The organism is Paracoccus yibinensis (assembly GCF_030846195.1).
GTDB lineage: Bacteria > Pseudomonadota > Alphaproteobacteria > Rhodobacterales > Rhodobacteraceae > Paracoccus > Paracoccus yibinensis.
On the sequence record NZ_JAVCWH010000026.1, the window covers coordinates 1 to 18644 of the forward strand.

The window sequence follows — 18644 nt, forward strand, 5'->3', positions numbered from 1 at the left end:
CGCGATGATCTCTCTCAATTCCTTGAGCGCGGCCTGCCAGTCGATCAGGGTTCCCGTCCAGTCCGCAACAGACATGCCAACCCACCCCCCGCCAAGCGACATACCCCCATTGGATCAGGGAATAACATAAAGCGCAACTGTAGTACTAGCACTCCTGCAGGATACCTATCTGGCTGCAGCGATGCTATTTTTGGGATTGCGGCCAAGCTGGCTTGCCGCATGCGCCGGGCCTTGATACGCTCGAACATAGGCTGCGAAGCTGTCAAGCTCTTCCTCTGTCACGAGGGTTCCATACCATTGCGGCGCTGCCGGCTCGAAGCCATGTTTTTCGGCCAAGGCTGCAAGCAGATCAGCATGGGCCAGCGAGAGCGTAGAGCCGATGCTGAAATCCTGCTCTTGCCCGGACAGGGCCAGCAGCATCGTCTCGCTGAGACAGCCCCACGCAATATTCTTTGGCAGGGTCTGGAAAGGTCCCAGATCGATTGGCGAGGGTGGGCAAACAAGGCCGCCATCAAAGACCAGAACACCGCTGTTTGAGAGATCCGAACTTGCGACATTGGGCGGACGGGCCACATCGCAGACAAGGGTTCCGGGCCGGAGTTGGGTGGGATCAACAAGCACGGTATCCGAGCTGGTTGCCACAAGAACGATGTCGGCCTTGGCCAGAGCCGGTGCAAGATCCGTTGTCCAGGACAGGCGTCCCGCACTGTCCTGGGCATTGCTCATGCCGCAGGGGGCATTCACATTGGCCCCAGTATATTCATCTTTTCTTGGCATGCAGATTGTCCGTGCCAAGTGCCCAGGGGTCCAGGCGCCGGTCGGGTGGGCTTCGGCCAGGGAAAGACGGATCTCGTCGGCAACCTTCGCCAGAAGGCGCGGGGCAAAGGGGTTTTGCGCATTGCCCACAAGCGTCATGCTTCCCGCACGGCGTGCCAGCAGCATCGCCCCCAGCCGACCGATCGCCCCCGAGGCGCCCACGACGACCACATGAGCGTCCTCCAAGGACAATCCGGTGCGCCGACACAGCTGCGTAATGGCCTTCACCGCCGAGACGGTGGTCAGCGTGTTGCCGCTGGTGATGGGGACACCGCGGCCGGTGACAGTCTCGCCGCCGCGGGTCACGATCGAGGTAAAGGCGCCCAGTCCGACCCGGCAAGCCCCTGCACCCCCGGCAAGATCCACGGCCTCGGCAATCATCTGCCGCGCCTCGTTGCGGCCTTTGCCGCGCATGTCGGCGGGCAGCATGGGCACGGACAGAAGCCAGCCAGAGGCAACCTCTCCGGTCTTTGAGACGACTTCGGGGATCTGACGGACGAAGCCCGGTCCAAGACGCTTCACCCAGGCCTTCCAGTCATCCAGTTCCGTGCCGCTGAACTGCCGCAGCGAGGGATCCGAATGGAAGATGTCCTCCTCCTCGGTATAGTGGATCACGAAGCCGAAGCGGCCCTTGACCGTATCGGGCTTCGACAAGGGCGCAGGTTCCCTTGCCGATGCCTCGGAAGCGGGTTGGTGGGCGACTTTCCCTGGCCGGCGCAGAACAAGATGGCGCACCAGGGCATGGTAGTCGCCGCGATGAAGGATGTCGCAGACCACTGCCAGGGCATTGACTGCCCGATCAAGACCTGTCCGGTCCAGGATCAGCGGCGGCTGGAGGCGCAGCACCCGGCTGTCATTGAACAAGGGTGCGGTCAGTACCTTCTGGACGTTGACCAGATAGGAGGCAATCAGGGCCGTCACCCCACCATTCAGGCCGGCATGGGCCATAATGGCAGAATCTCCCCGCTCTTCTAGAGGTTGGAATTCAAGCCCCAGCATGTAACCGCGGCCTCGCACTTCGCGGATGACATCAGGGTAGTCGCGCTGCAGCGCCTCAAGGCGGGCACGGATATAGGCGCCGTTCTCGGCCACTTGCCGGATCAGTGCTCCATTGTCTGCCAGAAGCTGATCCAGCGTTGCACAGGCAGCGGTGGCCGCCAGCGCGTTATTGGCAAAGGTCGAGCTGTGCAGGCGCCCAAATCGGTCGTCCCAAGCCGAAGGGCGCACAATGCAGGCGCCGATCGGCATCAATCCGCCCCCAAGCGCCTTGGACAGCAGCAGCATGTCCGGCACGTCACGGAAGCCCGAGCAGGCGAACAGCTGGCCAGTGCGTCCGAGACCGGTCTGGATCTCGTCAAGGATCGTCAGGACACCATGCCTGCGGCACAGCGCGATGGCCGCCTCGACATAGCCCTCAGGCGGACAGACGACGCCGCCCTCGCCCTGGATGGGTTCCAAGATGAAAGCTGCAATCTCCTCTCCCTGAACCACCAGTCGCGCTTCGAGTGCGGCAAGATCGCCAAAAGGAAGATAGTCGAAGTCGGGCGCAGGGGCGTTGAAGCCTTGCTGGTAAAGTGGCTTGCCCGTCGCGGAAAGCGCCCCCAAGGTCTTGCCGTGAAAGCCGTTGCGCGTGGAAAGAATAATCTGCCGTCCGGTGCGGATACGGGCCAGCTTGATCGCCGCCTCGACGGTTTCGGCGCCGCTGTTGGTCAGGGTCGTGATCGCCAGGTCGCCCGGCGTGATCTCGGCCAGTCTGCAGGCAAGACGCTCTGCCTCAGGAGAGCGAAGTGGCTGAACCATGGATGGAAGCTGGGCAATCTGGGCATTGCGAAGCGCCGCCCAGACCTGTTCTGGGTTGTGGCCGAACGGCAAAGCTCCGTATTGCGAGAGAAAATCAAGATACTCGTTGCCATTGTCGTCAAAGAGGCAGGCTCCGAACCCACGGATCATGGCTGAATCAAGGGCGAATGTCTCAAGCAACTGGGCACGGGCAGGATTCAGCGAGGACATCAGGACTCCATCAGAGGTTCGCCATGAGTTTGCCGCAGCAAACATCTGGCACATTCATGTAGAGGGCACGTCAAAACCATTGCAGGGTTACCCTAAGGGAGAAATTCAACCAAAGGTTGAGATTTGCGAAAGCCACTCTCTTCATATTAAGCTAGGTAAGTAGGGCAGCCTCGATGGACAAACCAAATTTGCCTTCCCGCGTATAACTGTCGCGACTTTTCTCCGAAGGGAACTCCCTGTCTTTCCAAGACGTTCTGTCCGGCAGAATGCCGCTAGCAACTGCCTGCATGCGAGCGGTTTTCCGCTAGGAGAGGCAAGGAAAGCTCAATCCAAAGAAAAATGGTCTGCTGCCAGATTTGTGGCTCGTGCACGGACGGAATGGAACTTACGATTGTTCCATGGGTTATTTAGACATAAGCATCTTGACCCTGCGTTACCCAAGAGTGCTACAAGTCTTAAAATGTCTCGAAGAGCAGCTTGCCGGAAAATTCGATGACCTATTTACATTCTGATCTCCGAACGACGTTCATTCATCCTTTGGAGGTTATGGATCATCCCATCTCGGGGTACATACTTGATATTATTTACAATTTTAAAGATCGCCTAGTGTGGAGCCTGGATCAGGAAAGCTTGACTGGTCTTCTTTCCCTAGGGCTACGGTATTTCCTAAGACTGAACGGCAAGGTTCAGGGTGACGAAACCTATCCTTCTATAGAAGGTCTCATCCTGCGCCTTCAAATTGCAGGTCATCTTGTGAAAGACGAGCACGGGCTTGCCTTAACGGACATCGGGAAAGAGCACCGGCGCAAAGCCTTTCATATGTTGTTGACAGACCCAGTTTGGATGCAAGCAATTGAACAGATTGAAGAAGACCTTATGGTTTTTGCGGAAACAGAAGGCATTCCGCTGGCGTTAGCACAGCCTTTAGCCGGGGGCCCCTCCTGATGGGGATTGCAGTAGAGCAGCGAATCAGGTCGTCAAAGGAGACAAAGAGAACCACTCAGGAATTCCCTGATGTGAACCGTAGGTTGCCATTGTCCGCTACTGTAAACCTCAAGTTGCCACCCTTTCTACGCTACCGCTTCTTGCTTTAGGATTTTTTGGCTCTTAACCCGCGCAATTGGGAAAAAAAACATAAGTATATCAACAAGAAAGATGCTTAGGTCCATCGCTTTTGGGTGCCTACGCGAGTCTGAGACCAGAAGCTCAAAAATTCCTAAAAATTGATTAAAAATGCTGGAACTTTAGGGAGAACGGGGTATTAATGAGCTAGGCGTCCTAAGTGGCCTGGTTATCAACGGGGGTATTACTGATGAGAAAGTTTCTTGGCACCGTGGCTTCGGTGGCGCTTCTTGTGACAGGCGCACCAGCCTTCGCAGCGACCTTCTTGGTCATTGACAGCTTTGCCGATCAACAGCGCGTCCAAGACACGCCGACGAACAACCCCAACAACTCTCAAGTCAGTGCCGATGTTCTTGGCGGATACAGGGATTTGGCTGTTCGTAACACGAGTGCGAATGGCAGTGCTGAAGGGGCTACAGAACTTCACGTTACCGGTGGCAACCTGAAGTTCTCGAACGTAGCTGGTGCACGGGGTGAGGGTTTTCTCACCTATGACGGAAATGATGATGCTACTTCCGTCGACACTACCGGATTGGGTGGGGTCAACTTTCTGGTCGGCACTAATCCTTACCTGTTCTTCTCTGAGCCGGACGATGTGAAGTTCGACAACACTGCTTTCTTCCGGGTCACTGCTTGGGACATGTTTGGGGGTGAAGCGGTCTACGAAGAGACGCTGACGTTAGGCTATGACCCGCGGCTGTTCCTTTCTCAGTTCACCACTACTGAAGGCTTCAACTTCGGTAGCATAGGCGCCCTGCAGTTCTTCGTCAGCTCGACCAACTTGGCGGATTCGGTTGATGGTGCAATTGCTCAGATTGAGCTTCGGGCAGACGATGTTGCTCCGATTCCGCTTCCGGCTTCCGGCCTGTTGCTGCTGGGCGGTATGGGAGGCTTGACCTTCCTGCGTCGGCGCAAGAAAGTCTGATCTTCACCAATCATACTTACACTGTAGAAGCGCCGTTCTTTGTTCAGAACGGCGCTTTTTTTGTCTTTCGTTAACTCCATGCCTAGAGCAACACTAAGCGACGAGGAAGAGCCATTGGCAGCGTCACATGGCATTGTTGCAGAACTCCCCATCTGAGTGAGTTCCCCTTACCCCATCAACCTCATGCCACGCGCTTGATTTCGGCGGTGCCGAGTGCATTGAAGCGGTCCATGAGTGCGACACGAATGTGGACTTCGGGGGTTTGTCTGTCCGGGTCTCGTGAGGCGATCCGCTCGTCGAAGGACTTGAAGCACCGCATTCTCGACTCGATGCGACTTCGGGCGTGATAGCCGGACCACTGCTTCCAGGTGGCCCGACCGAAGCGTTTGCTCGCGCGAAGGATGTCGTTGCGGGCGCGGGCGGCGGGCAGTCCTCCTTCCACAGGCGGCCGTTCCTGCGGATCGGGATGATGGCCGTGCCTCCGCGATCCAGGATGGCCGTGTGGCGACGCCCAGTGTCGAAAGCGCCGTCGCCGGTCACGGTACCGACCTGTTCATCGGACGGGATCTGATCCAGCAGGCCCGGCAGCACGGGGCTGTCACTCTCACGACTTGAGGTGAACTCCACCGCCCGGATGTCACCAGTAGCTGTGTCTATGGCCAGATGAACCTTGCGGACACTGGCGTCTGCGATGCGTGCCGTGCTTGCGCGCGGCGGCTTGATATCTGAACGGCAAGGGTCTTCTGTCTGCGGCTCAGCGTAGAGAAGTCCGGCACCGGCCAGTCGAGCCCAGCCATCTCCAGGATGCTGGCCATCATGCCCGTGCATTGCCGAAGCGGCAGACCAAACAACACCTTCACCATCAGGCAGAACTGGATTGCCGCATCGGAGAACACAGGCGGCCAAGCCGCCGCGCCGTGTTCGCCAGCCACGCCATGTCCTTGTCCAGCCAGATCAGCAGCGATCCGCGCCGCCCCCAGGACATCATTGCAGGATTTCTAGTTCGTTGTGCGGTATCGGACAGCTTCAGGCTTCGTCATGCGAGGACGCTTAATCGACTGCAGCCCACGCGTGAAGCCTCGCTCGGGCGAGTTCCGCCACAACGCCCTTCTGACCGCACTGCAATCCCCGCTTTCAACAGACGAGCCCTGATTCTCTTAGGGCATCCTGTCGATAAAGACACCTCAATAAAATTGCTCATATCTGCCTATAAGAAGTTGTCGCCCTCGAGAGACTGCAGTACAGTAAGCTACAATGATAATTGCCCCCCCGTTGTAAATTATTATGCGAAATTTCAATAATTTTCTAAACATCAATGGCATTAATTGAGTTATTATGAATAGAATTGCGTACAGCCAGAACGGCTTTAGATGCTATTCCTAGGTATCTTAAATTATCGCTGTTCCCTCCCAACAACCTGCTGCCAGCATACCAGTTATCAAAGGTCATATATTGAATTTATCTGCCCTTAAAGATACGCCGCTAAGAAATGTTGATGATGATTATGTGTCTGTTATTATACCAGCGCATAACGAAGAACTCTACATTGGAGCTTGTCTTGATGCGCTTTTAGCTCAAGACTCGAAGGCGGGCCCAGTGAATATTGTGGTCGCAGCTAATGCCTGCCAAGATGGGACAGTGTCCAAGGTGGAATCCCGCGTCGCTCACGCCCGGGCCCGCGGATGGAATTTGACCTGTTTGTCGATCCCCGAGCCAGGCAAGCTAAGGGCACTCAATCGTGCCGAGGCTATATTAGCAGGGGAAGGGGTGCGGGTCTTTCTCGACGCCGACGTAATTTGTGAGCCAGCCCTTTTAGGGCAGTTGCGCAACGCACTCCACAACGACCGGCCGCTTTATGCCACTGGCACATTATCAGTGGCGCGGCCCCAAACTTACGCCACCTGCGCTTATGCCCGGGTCTGGACACAACTTCCCTTCGTAAGCGGAGGTGCCGTCGGAGCAGGACTTTTCGCAGTGAACTCCGCCGGTCGAAAACGGTGGGGAAAATTTCCTAACATTATTTCAGACGACACTTACGTGCGGCTGCACTTTGCCCCCGACGAGCGCATCGAGGTGCCCGCGCGCTATCACTGGCCCATGGTCGAGGGGATTAATAACCTTATCCGAGTCCGCCGGCGGCAGGACGCCGGTGTGCGTGAGATTTCCAGACGCTGGCCAAACCTCATGGCCAATGAAGCCAAAGCGTTGTTAGGGCCGACCCTTTTGACGCGAATTGCAGTCGGCGATCCCGTAGGTCTAGGTATTTACCTATGGGTCCATGGAGCTTCCCGAATAAGATCCTCTGGCAGAGAATGGACCCGGGGCCGATGAGCGTAGGAAAGAAGGTGCCCGAGGAGCGAATTGCATATCTCACCGGAGAATATCCGAAGGTGTCACACACCTTCATTCAGCGCGAGATCGCCGCATTGCGTGCGCTCGGCTTGAAGATCTTGCCTTGTACGATCCGCCGCGCCCCTCCTGAGACAGTCAGTTCTGACCAGCAGGAGGAGGCGCACGAAACCTTCTGTGTTCTTGATGCAGCCAAGTCCCCCGGACACCTGGTCATGGCGCATGTGCGCACGCTGCGGAACAATCCTTGGGCTTGGTTCGAGGCGCTGCGCATTGCTTGGAAGACGCGACCGCCGGGCGCAAAAGCGGGGTTGTGGCAGCTATTTTACTTCCTAGAAGCTGGGGTTCTATCGGAGCATCTTCGCAAAATAAGCGCGCGACACCTGCACAACCACTTCGCCTCGTCGAGCTGCACAGTCGCAATGCTGGCCGCAAAAATGAGTGGTGTGTCCTTCAGTTTCACTCTGCACGGACCGACCGAACTATTTGCGCCAGAATATTGGCGACTTGATGAGAAAATCGCGCAGGCGGCCTTTTCAGTTTATATCAGCCATTTTGCACGCTCGCAGGGAATGCTCTTCAGTGACCCCGCCCACTGGCACCGGATGCGCATTGTCCATTGCGGCATCACGCCGGATTTTTATGCTGGGCGTCCGACGACCAACGATCAGGGGGGTAGACTTGTTTTTGTGGGGCGGCTTTCGGGAGTTAAGGGTGCATCTTTAGTTCTTGACGCACTAGCCAAACTGGCCGTGCGCTATCCGAGTGCACAGCTGACCATGGTAGGGGACGGCCCTGAGCGTGCTGCGCTCGAGCATCGGGCAAAAGTTCTTGGAATTGCTGACCGGGTAACGTTCACGGGTTATCTTGATCAGGTTCAAGTGGCCTCTACACTCGCCGCGTCTGACATCCTTGTGCTGCCCTCGTTCGCTGAGGGCGTACCAATCGTGCTGATGGAGGCAATGGCGACAGGTCTGCCGGTTATAACCACGCACATTGCAGGTATCCCGGAACTGGTTGAGCACGGCGTTTCGGGGTTCGTTCTACCGCCCGGCGACACTGCTGCACTGGTGGACGCACTCGACGCGCTGATGGCCAATCCAGCGCGATGCGCCGAGATGGGCCGTGCCGGGCGCGCGAAGGTAACCGCTGAGTATAACTTGATGCAAGAGGCGGCATGGCTGGCAGAACTGTTTACTAATTCGCTTGCGGGAAAACTGCCCGAAACGCTCCGCCCTGCACCTCCCGCCAGACGATCAGTCATTTGTAAGCAGGCTAACTACATGTTCACTCCCGTATCTGATGGATCAGCTACACAATCGGAGAAGGTGCATCCTGACTTGTGCACTTAGAGGTCATTTCAAAACCACGTTGTCAGCGCTCGAAAGCAGATGATGGCGCAGGCCAAGATGGTGAAGGCGAGGTGAATGTCGGCCCTGCGCTCGTATCTGACGGCGAGGCGCCGGAATTTGGAGAGCCAGGCGAATGTGCGCTCGACGACCCAGCGATGCTTTCCGAGATGACTGCTGCTCTCAATGCCCTTCCTGGCAATGCGATGCGTGATGCCGCGTTTGGTGCAAGCCTTGCGACAGCGGGGATAGTCATACCCCTTGTCGGCATGCAGCTTGCCGGGCCGATGGCGCGGCCTGCCACGCTTGCCATGAATGGGAGGAATGGCGTCGAGCAGCGGATCGAGCATCCTGCTGTCATGGACGTTTGCGCCGCTGAGGCGCACCGTCAGGGGAATGCCTCGCCTGTCGGTGACGATGTGGCGCTTCGTGCCAGGGCGCCCGCGATTGGTGGGGTTGGGGCCGGTGACTTCGCCCCCCTTTTCGCCGCGATGGACGCGCTGTCCATGCAGGCCCGGGTCCAGTCGAGATGACCGGCGCGATGCAGCTGGCGCAGCAAGACCTGATGCAACTGATCCCAGACACCGGCCAACTGCCAATCCCTGAGCCTTCGCCAACAGGTCACGCCCGAGCCGCAGCCCAGCTCTGCGGGCAACATCCGCCAGGGGATGCCGCTCTGCAGGACAAACATGATCCCGGCCAGAGCGGCCCGGTCGCAGACCCGAGGCCGCCCGCCTTTCGCGGACCGAGACGTGGATGGCAACAAAGGTTCGATCACGGCCCAAAGGCCGTCAGAGACAAGCATGGCAGACATAAACCGCTACTCTAACAGGACGAATCCGCCTGCAAGTGGTTTTGAAACGCCCTCTTAGTTCCGGCGCATATGCGCAGAGAGGCGGCCATGCAGGCCGAGCAGTTCCTAGAAAACCCACAAGCTTGATCATTGACCGGGGTTCGTCTGTCCAAGGCAGGCGTCTTCGGCGTGAACCTTTCACAAGCTGCCAAGGCCAAGAGTTGGTAGCAAGAGACAACATCTACAATCCTTGCCTGCCCAAGGATCGTCTGCTCCTGGGCATGAAGGGCAGCTTAGGCCTTGAAAGCGCTCACCCGAACCTTGCATCTGATGCGTCATGCCAGGTTGCTCCACGCTCCGGGAGATTGATTCTAGAGGAGGATGCGTATTCCTTGCCGATCCAAACGCCTCTCGCATCCAAAGCGACCGGAACCCAAGCAGCTCTGCTTGCCCCTTGGCGACAGCGGGAACCGTCCTTCGGTAGTATCAGCGACACCCGCGATTCTGGAGCCTTTGGCCGAGCTGCTGCTGATGGTCGCGAACAAGATGGCAGAGGCGCGCAAAATGATGCATGCAATGATCACCGTTGAGCATCTCGCCACAGTGCGCTTGTTTATGTCCGTTGGTTGACGATGAGCCAAGTCCTTGCCAACCTGGAGAGCCAACGGCGGCAATACCAGATGGCGGAGGTTTGAGTAATCGAGGAGGACCTGGGGCGCTCCGGGTCTGGTCAGATCGCGCGGCCCGGCTTCAGCGCCTGGTTGCGGAAGTGTGTGTCAGGACGATGGGCAGTCTATTGTATCGAGGCTTCGCGCTTACAAGCTTAGCGGGAAGCTCTAGCAGTTTGCGACAAAGCCCAAGCCAGATACCCATCTGAGCCTAAGAGAAAGTTGGCCGGGGCGTTGTGCGACGCTCCCGGCCAATATTGTCATTGCTTGTTGCCTTGGTTGACCCTGTTACAGGATGAAGTCGTTGGCCGTAAGCGTACGGAGCCCTATCAATTCAATCTCGAACTCAGGAGCTAGATCGTTGTCGGTGCTGCCTTGGATGATGGTGTTGCCGTTCTGCTGGAAGTACCGCAGCCCCCCGTTGTCGTTGGCAGTATTAAAGTTTGCGTTGCCGAGGAAGGTAAAGGCGTTGTTGCCGATCGCGACGCTGCTGGCATCGATGGCGGACAGGTCGATCAGCTCGCCTACCACGTTCACCTCAAAGTCGCGGATTACGTCCCGCGCTGCGGTACCCACCCCTGTGTCCGAGGCAAAGGTGAACACGAACCGGTCAGCCCCCGCAGCGCCCGACAGGATGTCCCGTCCGCTGCCGCCATTGAGGATGTCGTTGCCGGCCTCCCCGACAAGGACGTCATTGCCTGACAGCCCGTTCAGCGTGTCATTTCCGCCAAAGCCCAGCATCAGATCCGCCACGTTGTTGACGCCGTTGAGGGTCTGACTGGCGATCGTGCCCTGCCGGACCGTCAGGACAGAACCGCCGAAGCTAAGTTCCTCGACCGCAGACAGCGTATCGGCCCCATCGGTTCCGGTAAGTGCCGTCACGACGATGCTCGATCCACTCAGAGCGAAGCTGTAGTTTCCAACCGCACCGCTGAACACTGCCCTGTCCGTTCCGGCACCCCCGTTGAGGGCATCGTTGCCGGCACCGCCGTTGAGGGTGTCGTTGCCGGCATCGCCGTTGAGCGCGTCGGCTCCGGCGCCCCCGTTGAGGGCGTCATTGCCGTCGCCGCCGTTGAGGGTGTCGTTGCCGCCACCCCCGTTGAGGGTGTCATTACCTGCAAGGCCGCTTAGGGTGTTGGCGCCGTTGCCCCCGGTGATGGTGTTGGCCAAGGCGTTGCCGGTCCAGTTGAAGGTGGTCGTCGGGGCCGTGTTCCCGATATAGGTCAGGTTCTCGACGTTGTTGGCGAGGGTATAGGTCGCCAGCGAGGTCTGCACGGTGTCGGTGCCGAGGGCGCCGAAGCCGGTGCCCTCGATCACCACGTCGCCGGCGTTGTCGACGATGTAGGTGTCGCCGCCCTGACCACCGCTCATCGTGTCGGCGCCGAGGCCGCCGTTGAGGGTGTTGGCGGTTCCGAGCAGCCCGGCGGTGTGGGTCAGGATATCGTCGCCTGCAGTTCCGGTGATGTTGCCGATATTGGTGACGATGCTGTCTCCCACGATGCCGGTCGGGGCCGAGACCACGGTTTCAACGAAGCCGCCGTTGTCCGTAAAGGTGGCCTGCACCCGCAGGACCCGGCCCACATGAGCCTGTGCCGGGGTGAAGGACGCAGCCGTTGCGCCGGCGATGTTGGTCCAGGTCGTACCGCCGTTGGTGGACACCTGCCACTGCCAGGCAGCGGTTGATGGCACGCCGTTCGGATCGACGATCCCGGCCGTACTGGCCGTGATGGCCCGCGTCTCGGTTGGGGTCGTGTCGCTGATCGTCGGCCCGCCGGTGGCAGCGACATTCAGAAGACTGTCGATGTTGACCTCACCGTCCCCGAAGCGAACCCTTTCGATGTTCCACAGCTTGTCCTCACCGTCCGAGACGGCGTTTGTCCCGGCAGGCACATTGGCCTGGTCGAAGCCGGAATGGACAATGGTGATCGAACCGTCCGCGTTCTTGGTGGCCGTGTAGTTCTCCTTAACGTCCCAGTAGGCCGCAACGTCTGTGTCGCCAACGCCGTCGTCCTTGACGATCTCGCGGACAATCGACAGTTGTCCAGGGTTCAGCGTCCGGTCCAGCATCAGCGCGTTGAGCGCCTTGCCGGCGAACTGCGCCACCGCGCCCGTCCGGACCACGCCTTCCACGATGTCGCTGGCAAGGTAGACCCTGCCGCCCATGCTTTCGGCCGAGTAGGTTCCGGGGTTAGGTTTATCCGCCGGGACGACGATATTGATGCGGACGTTCAGCCATTTGTCGCCGTCGATCACGTCGTTGCCGCCGCGACCCTCGATGACGTCGCTGCCGCCGCCGCCAAGCAGGATGTTGCCGTCGTCAAAGGCAATGACCTCTTCACGCTGTGCGGCCGTTCCTGTCGCAGCCTCGACCCAATTGCCCAGCAGGGCGCGCATTCCGGCGATGCGGTCTACGCCCGCCTGGGTCAGCTCATGCTGCGCCATCGTGCCTTCGGCCCCGGCCAGGACCGGCGTGACTTCGGGCTCTTCTCCATCCGCAGCCGTGCCGCGGTTGTCGCCCTTGATGGCGTCGTTCTTGTCCCAGCCCGACAAGGCCTCCACCGCGTCATAGCGGTTGCGCAGGATGTCCTGTTCGTCGGTGGTGAAGATCGGCCGTAGCAGGTCGGCATCGGCCGCCACAGAGCTGCCCTTGTGGATGGCCCAGTCAAAGCCCCACATGCCCTCGTTGCGCATGACGCTGGCGCCCTGGACCATGATGTCGTCGCCAGATTCGGCGTCAAAATCCTGTTCGTTCTGACCTGCGAACATCACGTCATGGCCGATGATGGAGGAGTTGAAGAACAGTTCCGAGTTGTCGCCGGCGATGACGTCGAACCCGTTGCCGCCTTCCAGCCAGTCATCGCCTTCATTGCCCAGCAGGAAGTCGCCGCCTTCGCCGCCCATGATGAAGTCGTTGCCAGTGCCGCCAAAGAGTTCCTTGCCGTCGGGACCGGCCATCATGAAGTCCTGGCCCTGGTTTCCGAAGACCAGCGCCAAGCCTGAGCCGGCGTGGATGACATCGTTGCCTTCCTCTCCGTGCAGCATGTCCACTTCGCCGATGTCGGTGCCCGAGTTGACGATGATGTCGTCGCCCTTGCCGCCGTGGATCTTGTCCACGCCGTATCCGGCCTCGATTCGGTCGTTGCCGCCCATACCCCAGACTGCGTCGTCGCCGCCGCCCGCGATGATGGTTTCAGCACTGTCGGTGCCCTGGATCAGGAAGTGGTCGTTGCTGTTGACGCGCAGGTAGTCGGTTTTGCCATCGTTGTTCGTATCGCGGCGCTCGACCATGGCCGAAAGAGCCTCGAGATAGACGTCGGTATGCGTCGGATCGTTGTGGTGGAACCTGTCCTGAATGGCCTTGTCCACATAAAGGACATGGTCCGGCGTCGAGAAGATGTCGCCGGGCACCGCGTACCCGCTTTCACCCAGATCGGAGTTCCTCAGCACCATCTTGGCCAGCGAGTTGTTTTCCAGCTCGTTGAGCAGGTTGAGGCCCTGAACGCGGGACAGATAGTAGAAACGGTCTGCGTTCTGAAGATTTTCAAGCTGCAGTTCGAAGATGAACGAGAAGGTGGACCCCAGCATGCCGCCAAAGGCCATCTTCTTTTCTGCCAGGCCGCCGATCCAGAGGTCAATGTCCTCCAGCCCGCCGAGCTTGCCGCCCGCATAGATGCCTTCGGCATTGAGGAAGTCTAGCCGATCAGCGTTGAAGGCGGCGACCTCATTGACGGTCGTGTTCGGGTTGTCCGTCAACGTCCGGTCGCCGAACACCAGCTTCATCGCCGCATCTCGCTTTGCGTCCACCGTCTTGGCCGAGGTGATCGTGCTGTGCGTGCCATAGGCCGCGATGAAGTTGACGATCGATGCCGGGTTCTTGAGGTTCAGAGCAAAGTCGGACCAGCTTGTGTAGGCATCAAGCTGGGTGTCGCCATTCGCGACATCCTGGAACTGCCGTCGTGCCTCATTCAGCGACGGCATGCCGGTGTCTCGACCGCGGGCGATGTTGATCGCCGCAAGGTCAAGCGGGATGCCAACAAGCTGATTGCGAAGAACATTGGTGACGAACTCGTCAATTTCATTGCCGACCTGGGCTGTCATGCCGCGCACGATGGCTCCGGTAGCGACGTCGTGGCTGATGTTCACGTCGCCGAAGGCCAGCGGGTTCAGGAAGGCATCGAACAGATCCATGCTGGTGTCATTGCCTTGGGCATCGATCATGTCCACGGTTTCGGTCAGCATCGAATGACCGAAGCGGTACACGACGTGGGCGAATTCGGCGAAGATCGCCGGGTTGATGTCCAGCGAAGGATTGAAGACGAACGCGTCCACGTCGGGCTGCACCTTGCGGGCGAATTCCTCGAAGACGAGGTGCTGGTATTCCATCTCGTTGGTGAAGCGGGCCGCCTGGAACAGCCGCTCGCCGTCCCACCTGATCTCGACGCCGGGCACGCCGGTACTGCTGTCGCCATCCGAAAGCGAGTCGATGAAGTCCGCCTTGCTTATCTCTGGAAGCAAACCGTTTTCTATGGCTGTCAGCTGCGCTTGTATCGCTGTCAGCTGCGCTTGGGTCAGTGGGGTCCGCATCCATTCGTTCGCAAAGGTCAGGTTGCCCGCTTCCAAGGCAAGCACCTTGACCTGTTCGACCAGGTGGTTGTGTTCGGAATGGAAGACGTGGTGGACCGCCGAAAGGCCGATGTTCTCGTTCCCGCGCCCGTCACCGGTGATGTAGTGGGCGTCAAGCAGTTCGTCGTCATAGGCGGTGTTCTGGCCGCGATCGGTCGGACCGTTCGATCCGTCCGCGTTCTTGTAGCCCACCGCATTGTCGCCGTCCGCCTGCAGGACGCCGCCCTTGTTGGCCACCGGCACCGCGTTATGGGCGATGTCGTCCAGGAAGGCATGGTCGGTGCGGATCGCGCCCACGGCGTTGTTGACGGGGTTCACCACGGTGGACGGGTTCACCGGGTTGTCAAGGTTACCCTCGACCAGAACGTCATCGGCCGTCCCCAGCTTGCCGTCGGTGCCAAAGGCCACGACCAGCTGCGGCAACCCGTTCGCCCCGCGGATGAACTCGCCATAGGGATCCATTGCGAACAGCGGGATGTTGCCCACATCGGCGTCGGTCAGCTCAATGCCCAGCATCGTCCGCGCCTGCTCCTTGATGTCGCCCCAGGTGGCAAGGCCGCGATCGCCTTCCAGCAGCCTGCCGGTCGAGACGGGCTTGCCGTCGACCATCTCGTATTCGCGCATGAAAAGCTGCTTCGAGGCGGTCGAGCCGTAGGTCTGGTTCTGATCGACCCAGGGTGTGGTGGTGTTGTTTGCGCCTTCCAGCGTCCGGGTCACCGCCATGAAGTTGGTCCGGGCGCCCGGCGTGTGGTCGTAAAGCGGATCGTCCGGGCTGAGCGGAATGAAGATGGTCGCGCCCTTCTTGGCGACAAGGTCAAGCCCGTGGTCGAAGAACTGGCCGAACAGCGTGAACCAGGAATTGTATGGAGCGGACAGCCCTTCATCGGGCGACACGTTGGGCAGCAGGATGGTGTTGTTGTCCATCTCGATGCCGTAGCCTTTGGCAACCTCCTGGGCATCCGCATAGGCGGTCTGGGCTTTCACCTCCAGTCCATCAGCGGCGGCGTCAAGCTTAGTGGCCTCTTCCTGGCGCGTGACTGCCTGGGCCTCAAGCGTCGCGGCCGTTCGCTCAAGCGCCGTGGCCTCGTCTGCATATGTCGCGCCGGTACTCGGGTTGATCTCGCCCTCCTCGGCCGCGTCGGCTGTGGCACGGGCGGCAGTGGCCTCGTCGCGTGCAGTGTCGGCCGCCGTCTGGGCGGCATTGGCTGTGGTTTGCGCGGCGTCGGCCTGTACACGGGCGAGTGGCGCGGCCTTCAGCGGGCTATAGGCGTCGGTGATCTTGGTCAGCGCGGTCTGAAGCGCAGAGCCCGAAAGCCCGGCATGCATCAGCCCGGCATAGACTGCAGCAGGGTTGCCAAGCGTCTGATCGACGATCAGGTTCGAGATGATGCGCGGATCGGCATCGACGACATTGCCGGTTTGGCCGTAGTTATTGCTGTCCGCATAGCCCGGAAAGGGCATCGCGTCGTCGCCCTCGTCGCGCCAGATCGGAAGCGTGACGCGCGTGAACGGCTGATCGGCCGCGCCCCACTGCTCACGGTCTTCCGTCAGGTTGTTGAAGCTGCCGTTGACCGTGCGCAGGCCATAGGGGGCCAATGGATTACTGATTGCAAGGGTGCCGCCAGTTGACACGACATTGCCCTGGGCATTCACACGGATTTCGTTAAGCGGTGTGCCATTGGCATGCGCTTCGGCAATCTTGATCTGTTTAAGAATGAAATCCAGATCATGCTTGATGAGCGAAACCATATCCCTCTTCCCCTCGATAAAAACGCTATCTCGCCTCACGTGAATTTTTGGGGAACTTTTTTGCAACAAGAGTTTTTTATTGATGAGGCTTTTGATTGCTATGCAGCTAGTTGAGCGAAATATAGGAACTCAACCACAAGCGAGTATTTGATCTATTTTTTATCAGCAAAATGAATTTTTCATCCAGTGAAATAATACAAATTATCAATACAAAACTGTTGTAAAGCAATGGGTAAGAACGTAATTAAAGCACTGAAAAGAAGATCTTGGTTAAAGTTTCTTATTGGAGAGCATCTCTGCAGATGCGCTTTTATGATTTTGTCAAATCAAATTTATTTGATCAAAATAAACAACTTAGAGATTAGTTGATAGTTGGTAATAAACTTCAGCGCTACTTAGATACATGAAAAAGGCAGTCGCCATTACGCCATAAGTTGTTTTACTATTATATAATCAATGCAAGATTGTATAAAAGGTTCGTGAGTCTAGCTGCAATGGTCGATAGGCACCCAATCTGCGTTTGTTGCAAAACTCAATTTAGGTAAGTTTCCTTTACCTTCCTAGCATCGTGCCACGCGCTTGATCTCGACGGTGCCGAGTGGATTTAAGCGGTTCATAAGGGCAATGCGGATGTGGATTTTGACCGTTTGTCTGCCCGGGTTTCATGAGGCGATCCGTTCACCGAGATGGCGGCGTGAATTCTACGGCTGCGCACCGCTAAAACGGGAGGATTACCCCCCGATATGGGCATCGCCGGACTCACCCCTGCCATGGGTGGTGTCCGCGGACGTGGTGTAATTTCACCGACACGTTCGGTGTAATCTCGGGTGGCCATCGAGGTGTATGATCGAGGTGTAGTTTCGACGCTTCAACCCTCTATGGGACAAAACCCGTGACAGATCCCCTGAAATATGGCATGGTGGGGGTGTAGAGATGGCAGGAAATGCTCAATGTCTACACTTGTGGAATGGAGTGCCCGATGGCCCTTCGAGACACGCCCTCAACCCCCGCAGACCCAGTGCGCCCCGGCGGCAAGCGGCGCTCGCCCGCGTCACAGCACGGTTCTGGCAAACAGATCAGCAAGACCCGCCCGGACGGCCCTCGCCGCAGCCGGGAGACGGCCACCACCGGAGGCCAAGCCGTCTCCGCGCGGCTGTCGCCGGTCGAGCTGGAGGTGCTCGAGACCTTGAAGAGCCGGCATGGCTTTGGCTCGAACTCGGACGCTCTGCGGGCCCTGCTGCGGGCCACCTCGGGCATGCTTGAGGCGGATCCGGCAACGGCGGGCGGCCTGGAGGCGATCCGGGGCGAGCTGCACGAGATCGGCGTCAGCGTGAATGCGATTGCCCTGGCAGCGGGCCAGGGCCGGATCGATCCGGCTCACGAGCACTGGGCGGCACTCAGTGCCTTGCGCCAGAGCCTGCCGGAGATGCGCTCCTATCTGCGGGCGGTAATGGACGAGCAGCGCCGGCGCGGCATCCGGCTTTTTGCCGAGTTCAGGGAGGCGGAGCATGGCGAGCCTCTCGGATGACCTGATCGGCGAGATCCGGCTGCGCCGCGCTGGCGGCCGGGTGCCGCGCGACAGCGGCTTTGGCAAGGGCCGGTCCCGCCACTCCGGGGCAGGGGGATCGTCCTTCTCGGCGCGGGCGCGCAATCTCTGGCGGGTGGGCCAAGGCTCGAACGCCGCAGTGCTGAAGAAGATCGCGCGGGGCGGCACGCAAACGCCGGTCCGGCTCAAGGCGCAGCTCCGGTATCTCTTCACGAAGTCCGAGGCCGTGTTCGGCAACACCATCGGGCTTGATCCCGACGCGGAGGGGCTGACGGCCGAGCAGCGCCACGCGATCGCGCTCGACTGGTCGGACGGCTGGCGGGGCGATCCGAAGAACGGCCATACCACGCATCTGCTCCTGTCATTTCCCTATGACCTTGCGCCCAAAAAGGCCCTGCGGATCGCGGAGGCCTGGGCCTTCGAGATGTTCCAGTCAGGCACCCATGTGCAGGATGAATGGGCCTATGTGGCGGCGCTGCACACCGACCGCTCGCACCCCCATGTCCATATCGTGGTGAACAACCGCGGGCTCGAGCAGGACACCTGGTTCTTCATGGCAAAGGATCATGCCTTCAACCTTGCCACCATGAAGGAGCGGCTGGTGGAGATCGCGGGCGGGATGGGGGTGGAACTTGATGCTTCCTCACGCCTCGAGCGGGGCATCCTGACCTATGGGCCGAGCCGCGCCGAGATC

General features: G+C 59.0%; 9 protein-coding genes and 2 pseudogenes. 6 read left to right on the forward strand and 5 right to left on the reverse strand.

Annotated elements, in window-relative coordinates:
• Positions 1-165 precede the first annotated feature (165 nt).
• Complete coding sequence (locus RAH32_RS19960; RefSeq protein WP_306610165.1) at positions 166-2826, reverse strand: aminotransferase class III-fold pyridoxal phosphate-dependent enzyme; 2661 nt, start codon at positions 2824-2826, stop codon at positions 166-168.
• A 492-nt stretch (positions 2827-3318) separates the two neighbouring features.
• On the opposite strand from RAH32_RS19960, the gene RAH32_RS19965 reads away from it, so the two are divergent.
• Positions 3319-3771, forward strand: coding sequence for a hypothetical protein (locus tag RAH32_RS19965; protein WP_306610166.1), 453 nt, complete (start codon positions 3319-3321; stop codon positions 3769-3771).
• A 367-nt stretch (positions 3772-4138) separates the two neighbouring features.
• The gene (locus RAH32_RS19970) at positions 4139-4873 is read left to right on the forward strand and encodes a VPLPA-CTERM sorting domain-containing protein (RefSeq protein ID WP_306610167.1); all 735 of its coding nucleotides are present in this window, start codon (positions 4139-4141) and stop codon (positions 4871-4873) included.
• A gap of 181 nt (positions 4874-5054) precedes the next feature.
• Here the strand turns inward: RAH32_RS19970 and RAH32_RS19975 are convergent.
• Positions 5055-5853 (reverse strand): annotated as a pseudogene (locus RAH32_RS19975) (IS5 family transposase).
• Between the two features lie 526 nt (positions 5854-6379).
• Here RAH32_RS19975 and RAH32_RS19980 point away from each other — a divergent pair.
• A complete protein-coding gene (locus RAH32_RS19980) occupies positions 6380-7204 on the forward strand; it encodes a glycosyltransferase family 2 protein (protein WP_306610173.1) in 825 nt (274 codons plus the stop codon).
• A complete protein-coding gene (locus tag RAH32_RS19985) occupies positions 7201-8574 on the forward strand; it encodes a glycosyltransferase family 4 protein (RefSeq protein WP_306610168.1) in 1374 nt (457 codons plus the stop codon). The genes RAH32_RS19980 and RAH32_RS19985 overlap by 4 nt, the downstream gene beginning before the upstream one ends.
• A gap of 8 nt (positions 8575-8582) precedes the next feature.
• Here the strand turns inward: RAH32_RS19985 and RAH32_RS19990 are convergent.
• The 3 genes and pseudogenes from RAH32_RS19990 to RAH32_RS20000 form a co-directional block, all read right to left on the reverse strand.
• A protein-coding gene (locus tag RAH32_RS19990; RefSeq protein WP_306610169.1) for an IS5 family transposase occupies positions 8583-9385 on the reverse strand; the annotation gives its coding sequence in 2 pieces (ribosomal slippage) (positions 8583-9055 and positions 9055-9385; 804 coding nt in all).
• Positions 9386-10320: 935 nt separating this feature from the next.
• The gene (locus RAH32_RS19995; protein ID WP_306610170.1) at positions 10321-16404 is read right to left on the reverse strand and encodes a peroxidase family protein; all 6084 of its coding nucleotides are present in this window, start codon (positions 16402-16404) and stop codon (positions 10321-10323) included.
• 560 nt (positions 16405-16964) lie between these two features.
• Positions 16965-17087: pseudogene (locus RAH32_RS20000) on the reverse strand (IS5/IS1182 family transposase); the annotation flags it as partial.
• Between the two features lie 296 nt (positions 17088-17383).
• Here RAH32_RS20000 and RAH32_RS20005 point away from each other — a divergent pair.
• Positions 17384-17932 (forward strand): hypothetical protein, encoded by a 549-nt coding sequence (locus tag RAH32_RS20005; RefSeq protein ID WP_306610171.1) that lies wholly within the window; start codon positions 17384-17386, stop codon positions 17930-17932.
• Positions 17913-18644, forward strand: a 732-nt coding sequence (locus tag RAH32_RS20010; protein WP_306610172.1) for a relaxase/mobilization nuclease domain-containing protein, incomplete at its 3' end; no start/stop codon positions are given. The genes RAH32_RS20005 and RAH32_RS20010, both read left to right, overlap by 20 nt.

Bases quoted from the DNA above. Each gene is read 5' to 3' on its own strand.
- RAH32_RS19960 (WP_306610165.1), bottom strand. From the start codon at position 2,826: ATGTCCTCGCTGAATCCTGCCCGTGCCCAGTTGCTTGAGACATTCGCC.
- RAH32_RS19965 (WP_306610166.1), top strand. From the start codon at position 3,319: ATGACCTATTTACATTCTGATCTCCGAACGACGTTCATTCATCCTTTG.
- RAH32_RS19970 (WP_306610167.1), top strand. From the start codon at position 4,139: ATGAGAAAGTTTCTTGGCACCGTGGCTTCGGTGGCGCTTCTTGTGACA.
- RAH32_RS19985 (WP_306610168.1), top strand. From the start codon at position 7,201: ATGAGCGTAGGAAAGAAGGTGCCCGAGGAGCGAATTGCATATCTCACC.
- RAH32_RS19995 (WP_306610170.1), bottom strand. From the start codon at position 16,404: ATGGTTTCGCTCATCAAGCATGATCTGGATTTCATTCTTAAACAGATC.
- RAH32_RS20005 (WP_306610171.1), top strand. From the start codon at position 17,384: ATGGCCCTTCGAGACACGCCCTCAACCCCCGCAGACCCAGTGCGCCCC.